The 15647-nt window shown below is 66.2% G+C and carries 13 protein-coding genes; 5 read left to right on the top strand and 8 right to left on the bottom strand.

The window, feature by feature from the left end; translation table 11 throughout:
• Positions 1–99 precede the first annotated feature (99 nt).
• Positions 100–561, top strand: a complete 462-nt coding sequence (locus BLQ10_RS05810; protein ID WP_091559451.1) for a Fur family transcriptional regulator — start codon at positions 100–102, stop codon at positions 559–561.
• 6 nt (positions 562–567) lie between these two features.
• Here BLQ10_RS05810 and BLQ10_RS05805 read toward each other — a convergent pair whose 3' ends face one another.
• The 6 genes from BLQ10_RS05805 to BLQ10_RS05780 all read right to left on the bottom strand — a co-directional run bounded on the left by BLQ10_RS05805 (position 568) and on the right by BLQ10_RS05780 (position 7646).
• A complete protein-coding gene (locus tag BLQ10_RS05805) occupies positions 568–1455 on the bottom strand; it encodes a metal ABC transporter permease (protein ID WP_091559448.1) in 888 nt (295 codons plus the stop codon).
• Positions 1456–2271: a metal ABC transporter ATP-binding protein gene (locus BLQ10_RS05800; RefSeq protein ID WP_091559446.1), complete on the bottom strand. Its 816-nt coding sequence runs from the start codon at positions 2269–2271 to the stop codon at positions 1456–1458. It lies immediately after the preceding gene.
• 49 nt (positions 2272–2320) lie between these two features.
• Positions 2321–3295: a metal ABC transporter solute-binding protein, Zn/Mn family gene (locus BLQ10_RS05795; protein WP_217635786.1), complete on the bottom strand. Its 975-nt coding sequence runs from the start codon at positions 3293–3295 to the stop codon at positions 2321–2323.
• A gap of 131 nt (positions 3296–3426) precedes the next feature.
• On the bottom strand, positions 3427–4491 hold the full coding sequence (locus BLQ10_RS05790) for a hemolysin family protein (protein ID WP_091559441.1): 1065 nt from the start codon (positions 4489–4491) through the stop codon (positions 3427–3429).
• The gene (locus BLQ10_RS05785) at positions 4488–5825 is read right to left on the bottom strand and encodes a hemolysin family protein (protein WP_091559717.1); all 1338 of its coding nucleotides are present in this window, start codon (positions 5823–5825) and stop codon (positions 4488–4490) included. The genes BLQ10_RS05790 and BLQ10_RS05785 overlap by 4 nt, the downstream gene beginning before the upstream one ends.
• Before the next feature lie 333 nt (positions 5826–6158).
• Positions 6159–7646 (bottom strand): GuaB1 family IMP dehydrogenase-related protein, encoded by a 1488-nt coding sequence (locus BLQ10_RS05780; protein WP_091559439.1) that lies wholly within the window; start codon positions 7644–7646, stop codon positions 6159–6161.
• Between the two features lie 365 nt (positions 7647–8011).
• On the opposite strand from BLQ10_RS05780, the gene BLQ10_RS05775 reads away from it, so the two are divergent.
• The 4 genes from BLQ10_RS05775 to BLQ10_RS05760 all read left to right on the top strand — a co-directional run bounded on the left by BLQ10_RS05775 (position 8012) and on the right by BLQ10_RS05760 (position 14137).
• Positions 8012–11806: a multifunctional oxoglutarate decarboxylase/oxoglutarate dehydrogenase thiamine pyrophosphate-binding subunit/dihydrolipoyllysine-residue succinyltransferase subunit gene (locus BLQ10_RS05775; RefSeq protein ID WP_091559436.1), complete on the top strand. Its 3795-nt coding sequence runs from the start codon at positions 8012–8014 to the stop codon at positions 11804–11806.
• 111 nt (positions 11807–11917) lie between these two features.
• The gene (locus tag BLQ10_RS05770; RefSeq protein ID WP_091559433.1) at positions 11918–12517 is read left to right on the top strand and encodes a GDSL-type esterase/lipase family protein; all 600 of its coding nucleotides are present in this window, start codon (positions 11918–11920) and stop codon (positions 12515–12517) included.
• Positions 12518–12668: 151 nt separating this feature from the next.
• Positions 12669–13496 carry a DUF4097 family beta strand repeat-containing protein gene (locus tag BLQ10_RS05765; RefSeq protein WP_091559431.1) on the top strand — a complete coding sequence of 276 codons (828 nt, stop codon included), beginning with the start codon at positions 12669–12671 and terminating at the stop codon, positions 13494–13496.
• Positions 13496–14137, top strand: coding sequence for a PadR family transcriptional regulator (locus BLQ10_RS05760; protein WP_091559428.1), 642 nt, complete (start codon positions 13496–13498; stop codon positions 14135–14137). Before BLQ10_RS05765 ends, BLQ10_RS05760 begins: the two co-directional genes overlap by 1 nt.
• Positions 14138–14386: 249 nt before the next feature.
• Here BLQ10_RS05760 and rsrA read toward each other — a convergent pair whose 3' ends face one another.
• Together rsrA and BLQ10_RS05750 are read right to left on the bottom strand one after the other, a co-directional pair.
• The gene (gene rsrA / locus BLQ10_RS05755) at positions 14387–14647 is read right to left on the bottom strand and encodes a mycothiol system anti-sigma-R factor (protein WP_091559427.1); all 261 of its coding nucleotides are present in this window, start codon (positions 14645–14647) and stop codon (positions 14387–14389) included.
• Positions 14644–15480 carry a sigma-70 family RNA polymerase sigma factor gene (locus BLQ10_RS05750; RefSeq protein ID WP_302847295.1) on the bottom strand — a complete coding sequence of 279 codons (837 nt, stop codon included), beginning with the start codon at positions 15478–15480 and terminating at the stop codon, positions 14644–14646. The genes rsrA and BLQ10_RS05750 overlap by 4 nt, the downstream gene beginning before the upstream one ends.
• Positions 15481–15647 lie beyond the last annotated feature (167 nt).

The raw sequence follows: 15647 nt of genomic DNA, 5'->3' as shown, positions 1-15647 counted from the left end.
ACGGAGCGGTGCTGCCAATCTTGCACGCTGGTAATCTTGGACTTTGCCACCACACCACAGCGAGTCCCACCCGCGAATCCTTTCGAAGCGAGTTCCACGATGTCCCAAGGCACTACCGCCGGCAGCAGCCGGACTCCTGCCTCGGCACCCGCGCAGGGTAAGGAACAGCGCGTCACCAAGCAGCGCGTCGCCGTCAGTGCCGCCTTGGACGACCTGGCGGACTTCGTCAGCACCCAGGAACTTCACCGCATCCTCCAAGAGCGTGGCACGGCGGTGTCCCTCGCCACGTCCTACCGGATCCTGCAGTCCCTCGCCGACGACGGGCTGGTGGATGTCCTGCGTAACGCCGACGGCGAAGCGGTCTACCGGCGCTGCGCCGTCACCGGCCACCACCATCACCTGCTGTGCCGCAACTGCGGCAAGGCCGTGGAAGTGGAAGCCCCTGCGGTAGAGGCCTGGGCCGCGCGGATCGCGAAGGAGCACGGCTTCACCGCCGTGGAGCACACGGTGGAAATCTTCGGGCTGTGCCCCGAATGCACGGCGCTGCAAACCGGCGCGTAGCCCGGTTCAGGCCGCCGCAGCCGCGTTCCGCACGACCCGCCCGTTGAGCCCCCGTCTGGCCCGGGCACTGCCGATCATCCGGCAGGCCACGTAGATCAGGAAGGACAGCGTGGTCACATAGGGGCTGATCGGCAGCCGGCCGCCGAGCGCCAGCAGGATGCCTCCGACCGTCGCCGTCATCGCGAAGGCGATGCTCAGCGTTACCACCAGCCGAGGGGAGGACGTGACGCGCAGGGCGGCCGCCGCTGGCGTGATCAGCAGGGCCAGCACCAGCAGCGCGCCCACAATCTGGATGGACAGGGCCACGCTGATTCCCAGCAGCACCATGAAACCGAGGGCCAGGGCCCGCACCGGCACGCCGCGGGCGGTGGCGACGTCGGGGTCAACACTGGCAAAGGTCAGCGGCCGCCAGATGGCGACCAGCACCAGCATCACCACAACGGCGACGACCGCAAGAACCTGCAGCTGGACCGTTCCGACCGAGACGATCTGACCGGTCAGCAGGCCGAACTTGTTGGCCGCCCGGCCTTCGTACAGGGACAGGAAGAGGATGCCCAGGCCCAGCCCGAAGGGCATGATGACGCCAATGATCGAGTTCTTGTCCCGTGCACGGACACCCATCACCCCCAGCACCAGGGCTGCGATGACCGAGCCTGCCAGCGAGCCGAGGACAATATTCGCGCCGATCAGCAGCGCGAACGCCGCCCCGGCAAAGGAGAGCTCCGAGATTCCGTGGACCGCGAACGCCAGGTCGCGTTTCATCACAAAGGTGCCCATCAGCCCGCCCAGCAGCCCGAGGACGGCGCCGGCCCAAATGGAGTTCTGCACCAGGACCAGCAGCTCGCCATAGTTTTCGAAATTGAAGATTGAATGCAGCAGGTTGCCCAGATCCACTCAGCCCACCTCCCCCGCGACTGAATGCGCGTCCTCGTGGTGGTGCGACGCGGCATCCGGCAGCCCCACGACGATCAGCCGGCCGTTGGCCTGGATCACTTCAACATGGCTGCCGTACAAGTCGGAAAGCACCTCGGTGGTCATGACCTCGGCGGGCGTGCCCACCCGGAACCGGCCGCCGGCCAGGTACAGGACCCGGTCCACGTAGTCCATGATCGGGTTGATCTCGTGGGTCACGAACACCACGGCACTGTCCGCCTCACGGCATTGCTTGTTGATCAGCGTGCTGACACCCTGCTGGTGCTGAAGGTCAAGTGAGAGCAACGGCTCGTCGCACAGCAGCACTTTGGGATCCGTGGCCAGGGCCTGGGCCACGCGCAGGCGCTGCTGCTCACCGCCGGAGAGCTGCCCCACCGGGACCTTGGCGTAGTCGCTGGCGCCCACGAGCTCCAGGAGCTCATCGACCTTCCGGTTCACTTTTGCGCCGCCCAGGCGGATGCCCCAGCGGTGGCCGTCGACGCCGAGGGCCACGAGGTCCCGGGCGCGCAGGGGCGTATCCGGGTCGAATGATTTCTGCTGGGGCACGTAGCCGATCCGGCGGCTTCCCCGCTCAACGGGATGGCCGTCGAGCACGGCAGTTCCCGTGCTCAGTTCCTGCAGCCCCAGCAGGACCTTCAGGAAGGTGGTCTTGCCGCTGCCGTTGGGACCAAGCACGGCAAAGAATTCACCCGGGTTGATGTCCAGGTCCAGGCCCTCCCACAGAGTCCGTTGGCCGAACGCCAGGGAGGCGCCGTGGAGGCTCACTACCGGTGTCAAATGGGGTTTCCTCGATTTTCCGCGGAGACTGCTGCTCCCGCTGTTGCGATCATGCTAGGGCCTTGCCGATGCTCTCAACGTTCCCGGTCATCCACTGCAGGTAGGACTGGCCGTCCGGGAGGGTTTCGCTGAAGTTCACTACCGGGATGCCGGCGGTCTCGGCGGCCTTTTTCAGCGCCACCGTCTGCGGTCCCTCGGTCTGGGTATTGTAGGCCAGCAGCCGGACGCCCCGGGATGCCACGAGATCGACGGCGGCCTTGAGCACGGCGGGCGGGACATCTGAGTCTTCCTCAATCGCCGCGGTGTACTCGGCCGGGGTCTCGTTCTCCAGTCCGGCGTCCTCGAGCAGGTACAGCGGGACGGGCTCGGTGACGGCCACGGGCACGTGGCCTGCCTTTGACTTGATGGCGGCGAGCTTGGTTTCCAAGCCGCCGAGTGAGTCCTTGAAGGCCGCAGCGTTGGTCCGGAACGTCTGCGCCGAGGCCGGTTCCAGCGAGCCCAGCTTGTCGGCGACGGCGTCCGCGAGGCGGGACATGGCCGGCAGGCTGTACCAGACGTGTTCGTTCAGTCCGGTGTGCTCGTGGGTGTGGCCGGCGGAGTCGGGGCTCGGGGAGTCGGTACTGTCTTGTGCCGGGCTTTCGGTGGCCAGGCCGGAGACGTCCACAGCGTTGATGATGTTGCCCTTCTCCAGCCCGGTGTCGGTTGCCAGCGTGTCAATGAAGGCGTCGTATCCCCCGCCGTTCTCCACCACGAGCTCGGCCTTGGAGACGGCCAGCTTGTCCTGCGTGGTGGCCTCGTAGGAGTGCGGGTCCTGGCTGGTGCGGTTGATGATCGAGCTGACCCGGACCTTGTCGCCGCCGATGCTGGAGATAATGTCGCCGTAAACGCTGGTGGAAGCGACGACGTCGACCACGCCGTCGCCGGCGGTCCCCCGCGAGCTGCCCGCCGTCGGACTGCACGCGGTGAGCAGGAGGCCTAAGCCGGCAAACCCAGCCAGCATGGCTCGGGCAGCGGGACGACGCACGGGAACCTCGGATCTGTTATTGAGAATCAGGAGCAATAGCAACAGCCCGAGTGTATCCCTAAATAGGAATCATTCCTATTTAGGGATACACGGCGTGCCGTGCTGCCGTCCGTCCGCTACTGGTCTGTCCGTTACTGGTCTTGGCCCAGCCTGCGGTAGCCGGTGGCCTGCGTCGCGTCCCGGATTTCGCCGACGAGCTGCTCGATCACGTCTTCCAGGAACAGCACCCCCTGGGTCAGCCCGTCGGGGCCGATCACTCGGGCCAGATGCGAGCCCGTGCGCTGCATGACGGACATGGCCTTTTCAATTTCGTCGTCCATGGCGAGGTTCGCCAGCGAGCGGATGCGGCTTTCCGCGATCGGCTGGTGGTACCCGGCGTCCGGAATGGACAGCACGTCCTTGATGTGGAGGTAGCCGGCCAGCATGCCGTCGTCATCGAGCATCGGGAAGCGCGAGAACCCGGTCCGGCTCACCGCCTTTTCGAATTCCACCGGCGTGGTCGCCGCCTTGAGCATGACGAGCTTTCCCAACGGAACCATCACGTGGGACGCCGTGTGTTCGGAGAACTCCAGCGCTCCGGTAATAAGTCCGGCGTCGTCGTCCACGAGTCCGTGCCGGGTGGATTCCTGCACGATCGACTGCACTTCTTCAAGGGTGAAGGAAGACGTGACCTCATTCTGCGGCTCGATCCGCAGCAGCTTCAGGATGTGGTTTGCGGACCAGTTAAGCGACGTAATGACGGGTTTGACCAGTCGCCCGATGAACATCAGCGGCGGCGCCAGCAACAGCGCCGCCTTGTCCGCGACCGACACGGAAATGTTCTTCGGCACCATTTCGCCGAATGTGACGTGCAGGAACGTCACCGCTAGCAGGGCGACGGCGAAGGCCACAATGCCAGCTGCCCCCACCGGGACCCCCGCCGCTTCCAGCGGCACGGCCAGGAGGTGGTGGATCGCGGGCTCAGCCACCAGCAGGATCAGCAGCGAGCAGACGGTGATGCCGAGCTGGGCGCACGCAAGCATGAGGGAAACATTTTCCATGGCCCGCAGCGTGGTCTGTGCGCGCTTGGAACCGGCCTCGGCCAGCGGCTCGATCTGGCTTCGGCGGGCGGACATGACGGCGAATTCTGCTGCCACGAAGAAGGCATTGCCCACCAGCAGGAAGGCAAGCCACAGGATTCCTGCCCAGTCGCTCATGCGGCACCTGCCTGGCTGGCGGGCTGGTCGTCGCCGGGTACCCGGGTGGGCCGGAAGCAGATCCGGTCGATCCGGCGGCCGTCCATGCGGGTCACGCTCAGTGTCCCGCCGACGACGTCGACTGTGTCGCCGACTGCCGCGATGCGGCCGAGCTGGCTCATGAGGTAGCCTCCCACCGTTTCGTAGGCAGCCTCGTCGGGCACGGTCAGGCCCGGGATCTGTTCGGAAAGTTCATCGGGCCGGAGCAGGCCCGGGAAGTACCAGTCCCCCGAGGCGCTCTGGAGCAGGCCGGGGCGGACCTTGTCATGTTCATCGGCCACTTCCCCGACGATTTCCTCCACGAGGTCTTCCAGGGTGGTGATGCCGGCCGTTCCGCCGTACTCGTCGAGGACGACGGCCAGTTGCAGGTTCCCCTCGCGCAGTTCGGCGAGGAGGGCGTCCAGGTGGATGGTCTCGGGGACCTGGAGCACATCGGTCATGATGGCTCCGGCCTGCAGCTTGGCGCGGCGGTCCGCGGGCACGGCGATGGCCTTCTTGATATGGACCACGCCGCGGATGTCATCGGAGGACTCGCCGATCACCGGGAAACGGGAGTATCCCGTGCGCTTGGCGGCCTCGACGATGTCCGAGACCGGCTGGTCGGCGTCGATGGTCTCCACGCGGATGCGGGGGGTCATGACGTCCGCGGCGGTGCGCCCGGAGAACTTAAGGGTTCGGGCGACGAAGTTGGCCGTTCCGGCGTCGAGGGTGCCCATGGCCGCGGAGCGGCGCACGAGCGAGGCCAGTTCGGCCGGCGTGCGGGCGCCGGAGATTTCCTCCTTGGCCTCCAGGCCGAAGACGTTGAGGACCTTGTTGGAGAATCCGTTGAGCACCACGATTGCGGGCTTGAAGATGGCGGTGAACACCAGCTGGGGCCGGGCAACGGCCTTGCCGATCGGGAAGGACCGCGCGATGGCCATGTTCTTGGGCACCAGCTCACCGATCAGCATGGAGAGCAGGGTGGCCACCGCCATCGCGAGGACCAGGGACAGCGAGGCGGCCGCCGCTGGCGGGACTCCGAGCGCGGTGAGGGGACCCTCGAGCAACTTGCCGACGGACGGTTCCATGACGTAACCGGTCAGCAGCGTGGTCATGGTGATGCCCAGCTGGCAGCTCGAGAGCTGGGTGGAGAGCGACTTGAGGCATTTGAGCAACGGCTCGGCGGCGGTGTCGCCGGTGTCAACGGCGCGCTGCACGGTGGCCTGGTCCAAGGCGACCAGGGAAAATTCCACGGCGACAAAGAACCCGGTGCCGAGGATGAGCAGGAGGCCTGCTGCGAGGAGTAGCCATTCCATCTCAGCGGCCTGCTTCCGCAGCAGCGGCAGCGGCAAAGGCGCACGGCGAGGGCCGCTGCAGGGACCGTAAAGGCTGGAAGGGTCTGCCCGGCGGAGGATGGTCGGCGGCGGCCGACCCGGTTTCCTGGAAGGCTCCGGTGTTGCGTGTGGCCGGAGAATGATGGGCGCGTGAACGGGGTTTGCCGGCTCTTCGGGTGGACTGCGCGGGAACGGTTTCGGTTCTCCGCTGACAGCCCCCAGGCCGGCACCTAGATTTACTGTCCATAAGAATTTCAGTCTACAGGAGCGGCCGCCGCCAGCCCCCGACCGCCGGCTTCACCGGCCGCGCCGAACTCACCAGCTCTGCGGGACGGGCCGGCCTTCCTCGTACCCGGCCGCGGACTGGATGCCGGCCACGGCACGTTCGCGGAAAGCCGCGAGATCGGCAGCGCCGGCGTAGCTCATGGAACTGCGCAGGCCGGCGGTGATCATGTCCAGCAGGTCCTCAACGCCGGGCCGGGCCGCGTCCACGTACATGCGGGACGTGGAGATGCCTTCCTCGAACAGGGCCTTGCGGTCCTTTTCAAAGGCGCCCTCGCGCTGGTTGCGGTTCTGCACCGCGCGGGCGGACGCCATCCCGAAGCTCTCCTTGTACTGCCGGCCCGTCGCGTCGAGCTGCAGGTCCCCCGGGCTTTCGTGCGTGCCGGCAAACCAGGAGCCGATCATGACCTGGCTGGCCCCGGCGGCCAGGGCCAGGGCGACGTCGCGCGGGTAGCGGACCCCGCCGTCGGCCCACACCCGGCCGCCGGCTTCCCGCGCCGCGGCCGAGCACTCCAGGACGGCGCTGAACTGCGGGCGCCCTACGGCCGTCATCATGCGCGTGGTGCACATGGCGCCTGGACCCACGCCAACCTTGACGATGTCCGCCCCGGCCTCGATAAGCTCACGCGTTGCCTCGCCGGTGACGACGTTACCGGCGACCACCGGCACGCCGGGGTTGAGTCCCTTCACGGCGGCCAGGGCGTCGAACATTTTCTGCTGGTGCCCGTGTGCGGTGTCGAGGACCAGCACGTTCACGCCGGCAGCCAGCAACTCGGCGGCCCGCCCGGCCACGTCACCGTTGATTCCGACGGCGGCAGCCACCTTGAGCTTGCCGTCGTCGTCCAGGGACGGGCGGTAGAGCGTGGAGCGCAGGGCGCCCCTTCGGGTGAGCACACCGGCCAGGACGCCGTCCTGCTGCACCGGTGCGTAGTCCGTCCCGGCGGCGTCCATCGCTTCAAAGGCGCGGCGAAGGCCCTGCACAGCATCCGCAGCGTCCCCGGCCCGTGCGCCGACCAGCAATCCGGCATCGAGCAATTCGGCGTCCAGCACCAGCGGCTGGTGGCGGATGACGGAGGCCAGCGACGCGAATCGGTCCTGACCCTCACAGTCGGCGGCCCGGACGACACCGGCGACGGCGCCGGCCTCATCCACCACTACAACGGCCCCGTGTGGCCGCTTGCCCATCAAGTGGAGGGCATCGATCACGGTGTCCGTGGGCGCGAGCGTGACGGGGGTTTCGAGGACCGGGTGGCGTCCCTTGATCCAGGCCGTGACGTCCCGGATGACATCGAGCGGGACGTCCTGCGGCAGGACTCCAAGGCCGCCGCGGCGGGCCATGGTCTCGGCCATCCGCTTCCCCGTCACCGCCGTCATATTCGCCGCCACCAGCGGAATCGCCGAGCCGGTCCCGTCACCGGCCGCGAGATCGACGTCCAGGCGCGAGATGACATCCGACCGCGACGGCACCAGGAAGAGGTCGGAGTAAGTCAGATCGGTGGTGGGCTCATTCAGGAAACGCACGACTGCTCCTTTGCTGGCACCCTCAGCTGGCGCCGTCGGCGCCAAACGGGTTCTTCTTTGATTCTAGGGCGGTTCCCGGCGGGGCCGGCACTGCGTCCGGCACCGCGGCCGGCACTGTGTAAGTCACTGTGTGAAGCACCGCGTAAGGCACCGCATCCGTGCCGATTCTGCAGCACTTCTTCACTCCAATTCAGTGGCCGCGGAGACGGATCATGATTTGGGTCACGCTTATTGGCGGTTTGGCAAGAATCCTCACTAGACTGGCATGGGTCTGGGTTCACTGGACGCAGAGACTGGCTCAATCGTTGTGCCGAGGCACCGTGGAAGCCAGAGGGAATCAAACTCATGGAAGAGGCGTATTTCAAGTGCCAGAGCAGCCTAGCCACCGTCTACCAGAGGAATTTGGCGGAAACGAGTGGCTCGTTGACGAACTGTACGAGCGTTACCAGCAGGACAAGAACACGGTCGACGCCAAGTGGTGGCCGCTGTTCGAATCCTTTGCGGCTAGCGACGCCTCTTCCGCCAACGGAACGTCCGGCACCGCGACAGCTGTGCATCCTGCCACCCGTGAACTTCCCGTTGTAGCGCCTGCCGCTTCGTCGGCAGCACCTGCGCCGGCCGCGCCTGCTGCCCCGCCCGCAGCTCCCGCCCCTGCGCCCGCAGCCAAGAGAACCCCGGCCACCGCAGCCCGGGACGGCGCCAGGACCTCCGACGCCGGCCCCGGCACCGCACCGATCCCGGCACAGCTGCCGAAGAACCTCAAGGCCCCGACGGCGCCGGAAGAGGACGTCGTCTCTGTCCTGCGCGGCCCGGCGAAGGCCATCGCGTCCAACATGGTCACCAGCCTGGAAGTGCCGACCGCCACAAGCGTCCGGGCCATCCCGGCCAAGCTGCTGATTGACAACCGCGTGGTCATCAACTCCAACCTGGCCCGCGCCCGCGGCGGCAAGGTTTCCTTCACGCACCTGATCGGCTACGCGGTCATCCGGGCCCTGTCCCAGTTCCCGTCGATGAACGTCTACTACGACGAGGTCGACGGCAAGCCGGTGGCTGTGCAGCCGGCGCACGTGAACTTCGGCATCGCGATTGACATGCCCAAGCCTGACGGCACCCGCCTGCTCATGGTCCCGAACATCAAGAAGGCGGAGACCCTCAACTTCTCCGAGTTCTGGCACACCTACGAGGACCTGATCAAGCGCGCCCGCAACGGTAAGCTGACCGCGGACGACCACTCCGGCACCACCGTGTCCCTGACCAACCCCGGCGGCATCGGCACCGTCCACTCGGTGCCGCGCCTGTCCAAGGGCCAGGCCGCCATCATCGGCGTCGGCGCACTGGACTACCCGGCCGAGTTCCAGGGTGCCAGCGAGAAGATCATCGCGCAGAACGCGATCAGCAAGGTCCTCACGCTGACCTCCACCTATGACCACCGCGTCATCCAGGGCGCCGGCAGCGGCGAGTTCCTCAAGCTCGTGCACCAGCTCCTTCTCGGTGCGCAGAATTTCTACGACGAGATCTTCGAGTCCCTGCGCATCCCCTACGAGCCTGTGCGCTGGAGCCCGGACCTGCAGGTGGACCCGGCCGACGAGATCAACAAGGTCGCCCGGATCCAGCAGCTGATCCACGCCTACCGCGTGCGCGGCCACCTTATGGCGGACACCGATCCGCTCGAATACGTCCAGCGCAAGCACCCGGACCTCGACGTTCTGACCTACGGCCTGACCCTGTGGGACCTGGACCGCGAGTGGCCCACCGGCGGCTTCGGCGGCAAGCCGATGCTCAAGTTCCGCGACATCCTCGGCGTCCTCCGCGACGCCTACTGCCGCACCGCCGGCATCGAATACATGCACATCCAGGACCCCGCCGAGCGCAAGTGGTTCCAGGACCAGCTGGAGCACGCGTACTCGAAGCCGAGCCGCGACGAGCAGCTGCGCATCGTTTCCAAGCTCAACGCCGCCGAGGCCTTTGAGACGTTCCTGCAGACGAAGTTCGTCGGCCAGAAGCGCTTCTCGCTCGAAGGCGGCGAGTCCCTGATTCCGCTGCTGGACGCGATCATCTCCGACGCCGCCGACGACGAACTCGACGAAGTCGCGATCGGCATGGCCCACCGCGGCCGGCTCAACGTGCTGACCAACATCGCGGGCAAGACCTATGCCCAGGTCTTCCGCGAATTCGAAGGCACCCAGGACCCGCGCTCCGTGCAGGGCTCCGGCGACGTCAAGTACCACCTCGGCACCGAGGGCACCTTCACCTCGGACAACGGCAAGGAGACCAAGGTCTACCTCGCCGCGAACCCGTCCCACCTCGAGGCCGTGGACTCCGTCCTCGAAGGCATCGTCCGCGCCAAGCAGGACCGGCTTGACCAGGGCGAGGCGTTCCCCGTGCTGCCGATCATGGTGCACGGCGACGCCGCTTTCGCAGGCCAGGGTGTTGTAGCGGAAACGCTCAACCTCTCCCAGCTGCGCGGCTACCGCACCGGCGGCACCATCCACATCGTGGTCAACAACCAGGTCGGCTTCACCACCGCCCCGTCGTCCTCGCGTTCCTCCACGTACTCCACGGATGTCGCAAAGATGATCCAGGCGCCGGTGTTCCACGTGAACGGCGACGACCCGGAGGCCGTGGTCCGCATCGGGCAGCTCGCCTACGAGTTCCGCCAGCGTTTCCACAAGGACGTTGTCATCGACATGGTGTGCTACCGCCGCCGCGGCCACAACGAGGGCGACGACCCCTCGATGACCCAGCCGCTGATGTACAACCTGATCGAAGCCAAGCGCTCCGTCCGCAAGCTGTACACCGAATCGCTGATCGGCCGCGGTGACATCACCGAGGAAGAAGCAGAGCAGCTGCTGCGCGACTACCAGGAACGCCTGGAACGCGTCTTCGCCGAAACCCACGCCGCCCAGACGTCCCCGATCCCGATCATCAAGGCCGATTCCGCCGCGGTGTCCGATCTCGAACGCCCCATGGCCCAGCAGTCCGATTCCGGCGTCAATGCCCCGGCCTCCACGGCGATCTCCGCGGAAATGCTGGCCCGCATCGGCAAGGCCCACACCGACATCCCTGAGGGCTTCACCGTCCACGCCAAACTCAAGCAGCTGCTGGAGAAGCGTGAAGCGATGTCCCGTGAAGGCGGCATCGACTGGGGCTTCGGTGAACTTGCCGCGTTCGGCTCGCTCGTCATGGAAGGCGTCCCCGTCCGGCTCGCCGGCCAGGACTCGCGCCGCGGCACCTTCGTGCAGCGCCACGCCGTCTTCCACGACCGCGCCAACGGCGACGAATGGCTGCCCCTGTCCCACCTGTCGGATAACCAGGCGAAGCTGTGGATCTACGACTCCCTGCTCTCCGAATACGCCGCCATGGGCTTCGAATACGGGTACTCGGTGGAGCGCCCGGATGCCTTGGTGCTCTGGGAGGCGCAGTTCGGTGACTTCGTCAACGGTGCGCAGACCATCATCGACGAGTTCATCTCCTCCGCCGAGCAGAAATGGGGCCAGCGGTCCTCGCTGGTTCTCCTGCTGCCGCACGGCTACGAGGGCCAGGGACCGGACCACTCCTCCGCCCGCATCGAGCGTTTCCTCCAGATGTGCGCTGAAGAGAACATGATCGTGGCCAACCCCACGACGTCGGCCTCGCACTTCCACCTGCTGCGCCGCCAGGCCTACAGCAAGCCGCGCAAGCCGTTGATCATCTTCACGCCGAAGCAGCTGCTCCGGCTGAAGGCCGCGGCGTCCTCCGTGGAGGACTTCACCACCGGCTCGTTCCGCCCGGTCATCCCGGAGCACGCCCACCTGCAGGCCGACGCCGTCGAACGCGTGCTGCTGGTCTCCGGACGCCTGTACTACGATCTGCTGTCCACCCGGCAGAAGACCGAGAACCAGACCACGGCGATCGTGCGCGTCGAGCAGCTCTACCCGCTGCCGGCCGCCGAGATCGCCGCGGAGCTGGCCAAGTACCCGAACGCCGAAGTGGTCTGGGCGCAGGACGAGCCGGCCAACCAGGGTCCGTGGCCGTTCATCGGCCTGAACCTGCCCGACGCCCTGGACCGCCGGGTCCGCCTCATCTCCCGCCCCGCCTCGGCCTCCACCGCGGCAGGGTCGATGAAGCGCCACGCGGCAGAACAGGACAGCTTGCTCAAGCAGGCATTTGCACGTAAGTAGCGTCATTGCTGCCCGGCCGGAGACTGAAACACAACACTCCGGCCGGGCAGTTCTGTTTAATGGACTGTTAGTGGTCAGCTTGATGGACAGCGTTGAAGTGAAGAGGTAGTCGTGGAAGATCGGAAGCTGCGGATCGCAGCCGTTGGGGACGAGCTGTTGGCCGGGCTCGGTGATCCGCGGGCCTTGGGCTGGTGGGGACGGGTCTTGGCCCGCACACCGCAGGACAGCGTCGCACTGGAGTGCTACTCCCTGCCATGCCCCGAAGAGGGCACGGAGGGAATAGCCGCGCGCTGGCTCGAGGAGGCAGGCCGCCGCTTCGGCAACCACCACGAAAACCGCCTGGTGATCGGCCTGTCCGGACGCGACATTGAGTTCGGCCTGTCCACGGCCCGCAGCCGCCTGAACCTCGCCAACATCCTGGACTCCGCCTCGCAGAACAAGATCGAGGTCTTCGTCGTGGGCCCGCCGCCCACGCTTGACCCCGCACAGAACCGCAGGCTCGGCGAACTCAACACCGCCTTCGCCGACGTCACGACGCGCCGCAAGCACCTCTACGTCGACACCTTCTCGCCGCTGCTGAACCACGAGCAGTGGCGCCAAGACCTCGCGGCCAACGGCGGCACGCCCGGCCAGGCAGGGTATGGCCTCATGGCGTGGCTCGTGCTGCACCGCGGCTGGTTCCAGTGGCTCGGACTGGACGCGCCGGAATAGGCGGGACACCCGGCAACCCGCAGCACCGAGCCACGCCCTTCCCGGAACTTCGCGATATATCTTGACCTGGCCTGCGCGCGCGATATATCGTGATTTCATAGTCGCGATATATCTTTAGTTGTCCAGCCACTTTCGCCTTTCCGGAGGAACCATGCCAGAGAACACGTGGACCGTGACCGGCCCGCAGACCATCGACGTCGACGGCGTCCGCTCGCTCAAGCTCGGCATCGTCCGGGGCCGCTTCGACATCGTCACCCATGACGAGGACGTGGCCAGGATCGAAGTCTCCGAAATCGACGGTGATCCGCTGTCGGTTTCGGTCGTCAACGGCCGCCTGGAAGTCCGCCACCAGCTGCACGGGCCGCAGGGCTGGTTCAAGAACCTGATGAGTACCGTCAACAACGGCAGCAGCAACTCCGTGGTCATCAGCATCGCCCTGCCCGCCGGCGTCGAGGTCGAAGCCGGGACGGTGAGCGGCGACGGCATGGTCTCCGGGATCAGCGGTCATTCCCGGCTCAACACCGTCTCGGGCTCCGTGCTGGCCGATGGTACCTCCGGGGACCTGTCCGTCAATACGGTCAGCGGCGAGGTGATTGCCCGCAACCACCGCGGCGTCCTGACCGCCAAGAGCGTCTCCGGCGAAGTGACGGCCTCGGGCGAATTCAGCCACATCCGCGCGAACACCGTCAGCGGCGACCTGAACTTTGACCTGCACGGCTTCACTCAGGATTTGGGCGCCAATTCAGTCTCCGGCGACGTCACCATCCGGCTTCCGCACGACATCGGCGTGGACATCGTCGCCAAATCCGCCAGCGGGGCGGTGGTCATCGATGACCAGAGGTACGCACAGCCCAGCGGCACGGTGCAGACCATCGCGGGACCGGACGCCAAGCTGATGCTCGTCCGGACCAACTCGGTTTCGGGAAAAACGTCGATCTTCCACGGCCAGCCCACCGCGGACACTGAAACGGCCCTCTGATGCCTCCCGTCTTCGCCCACGGCGCGCTCCGGCTGTACCTGCTCGCCCTGCTCGAATCGGGCCCCAAGCACGGCTACGAGCTCATCAAGGCGCTCAGCGAGCGTTTCGGCGGCACCTACTCCCCCAGCGCCGGAACCATCTACCCGCGCCTGGGCAAGCTGGAGGAAGAAGGGCTCGTTGCCACCCACACGGAGGGCCGCCGCACCAACTACAGCATCACCCCGGCCGGACTCACGGAGCTGAACAGCCGGCGGGATGAACTCGCCGACGTCGAAAACGACATTTCGGCCTCGGTTCGCCGGCTGGCCGACAACCTGCGCCAGGACATCCGCGTCAACATGCGCGGCCTCCGGGCCGATCTCGCGGCAACGGCAGAGGCGGCTCGGAGCTCGGCCCGCGCCTCAGGTTCTGCCGGCGGCGCGGGGAGCCCGTGGTACTCCCCGGAGGGCGAACGGCGGCTGAAGGAGGCAGAAATGCTGGTGCAGGCCTTCCGCGACGACATGCGGGTGGAACTGCGGCGCCATGCCGGGAGCCGTCCCGTCACCGCCGTCACGCTCGAAACGGTCAAGACCGTGCTGGATCAGGCCCGGATTTCAATCCGCAATTCGCTGGAGGACTGGCCCCCACGCGCAACCTCGTAGCGCGGGCCCCCGGTTCGCGGCGGGTGCCGCGATGTGGGAGACTTGAGGGCAGCTCTTTTGAGTACCAAGATTAAGGAGGCCAGCTATGAGCAAACGTGCACGTAAACGTCGTGACCGTAAGCGTGGCGGCGCGAACCACGGTAAGCGCCCCAACACCTAAGCAAAGCTTGGAATGACAGCTTTAGACGAATGACCCCGGATTCCTTACGGCTTCCGGGGTCATTCGTTTATCTAGGTATGGAGCCGGGCTCAGGCTTCCACAGTCCGGATCGAGTGAATCCGGTCCAGGATGGAGTTCTTGAGGTTTTCCGGAGCTGCTTCGGTGCACGAACGCTTGACCATCACGCGGATGACACATTCGAGGTCGTACTGCTCCAGGCACTCCGGGCAGCTGTCCAGGTGGTCCTTGATCTCTGCGATGTCGTCATGCGTGAGCGCACCATCCAGATACTCATAGATACGTTGCATCCGGGCGTCGTCGCAATCGCCCAGTCCCTGGCAGTCGCTCATTTCCTGTTCTCCTGTTTGTTGCTGTCGGCCGCGGCGCTTGACTCGATTGCGGCCCCGAATCCCCGTTCGGCGGCATAATCCGCAAGCATGTCCCGCAGCATCTTCCGGCCGCGGTGCAGCCGGGACATGACGGTCCCGATGGGGGTGTTCATGATGTCTGAAATTTCCTTGTACGCGAAGCCCTCGACGTCGGCGAAGTACACGGCCAGCCGGAACTCCTCCGGAATCGCCTGGAGCGCGCGCTTCACATCGGAATCGGGCAGGTGGTCGAGGGCCTCGGCCTCCGCCGAGCGCAGTCCCGACGACGTATGCGACTCGGCGCGGGCGAGCTGCCAGTCCTCGATGGTGTCCGAATTCGACTGCAGCGGCTCACGCTGACGCTTCCGGTACAGGTTGATATACGTGTTGGTGAGGATGCGGTACAGCCAGGCCTTCAGATTGGTTCCGGGCTTGTACTGGTGGAACGCGGAAAACGCCTTCGTGTACGCCTCCTGGACCAGGTCCTCGGCGTCGGAGGGATTCCGGGCCATCCTCATGGCCGCCGAATACAACTGGTCCACGTACTGCATGGCGTCGCGTTCAAAGCGCACCCGGCGCTCCTCCGCGGACTCGGTGGAAACGTCCAGCGGCCTTCCGTCCACCTCGGTTTCCAAGGCGGCGGGTCCATCGGCGGGCATATGCACAGCGGGCCGTTCTGGTGCGCCGGACGTGCCGGCATCAGGTGTCTTGGTGGGCGTGGCGTCGTTTCCGGCAACCTCGTGCATGGCCGCAACGGCCGGGTCCATGGTGCTCATTGCGTTCAAGTCTACTGTCACCTTCCGCCGGGCACCCAGAACTGCCGGAAGCGCGAGGGTCCACGATTGCCCGGAATCGGCCTCCGGTTCGGTCCTGTCCAACACCTGCGTCAAATCTCCGCCTTCCTAAGCTGTGCTGGGATCTGCCTTTCACAACCACGTCCTGCGGGCAAATATTCCGCAAAAGTGCAAGACTAGAACCGGTT

Origin of the sequence: Arthrobacter sp. ok362, from assembly GCF_900102785.1 — a bacterium.
Taxonomy (GTDB): Bacteria; Actinomycetota; Actinomycetes; order Actinomycetales; family Micrococcaceae; genus Arthrobacter.
This window is presented reverse-complemented; position numbering and strand designations above follow the sequence as displayed.

Excerpts from the sequence above, each read along its gene's own strand:
- BLQ10_RS05810 (WP_091559451.1), top strand. The coding sequence starts at position 100 with ATGTCCCAAGGCACTACCGCCGGCAGCAGCCGGACTCCTGCCTCGGCA.
- BLQ10_RS05790 (WP_091559441.1), bottom strand. The coding sequence starts at position 4,491 with ATGAGCGACTGGGCAGGAATCCTGTGGCTTGCCTTCCTGCTGGTGGGC.
- BLQ10_RS05785 (WP_091559717.1), bottom strand. The coding sequence starts at position 5,825 with ATGGAATGGCTACTCCTCGCAGCAGGCCTCCTGCTCATCCTCGGCACC.
- BLQ10_RS05765 (WP_091559431.1), top strand. The coding sequence starts at position 12,669 with ATGCCAGAGAACACGTGGACCGTGACCGGCCCGCAGACCATCGACGTC.
- BLQ10_RS05760 (WP_091559428.1), top strand. The coding sequence starts at position 13,496 with ATGCCTCCCGTCTTCGCCCACGGCGCGCTCCGGCTGTACCTGCTCGCC.
- rsrA (WP_091559427.1), bottom strand. The coding sequence starts at position 14,647 with ATGAGCGACTGCCAGGGACTGGGCGATTGCGACGACGCCCGGATGCAA.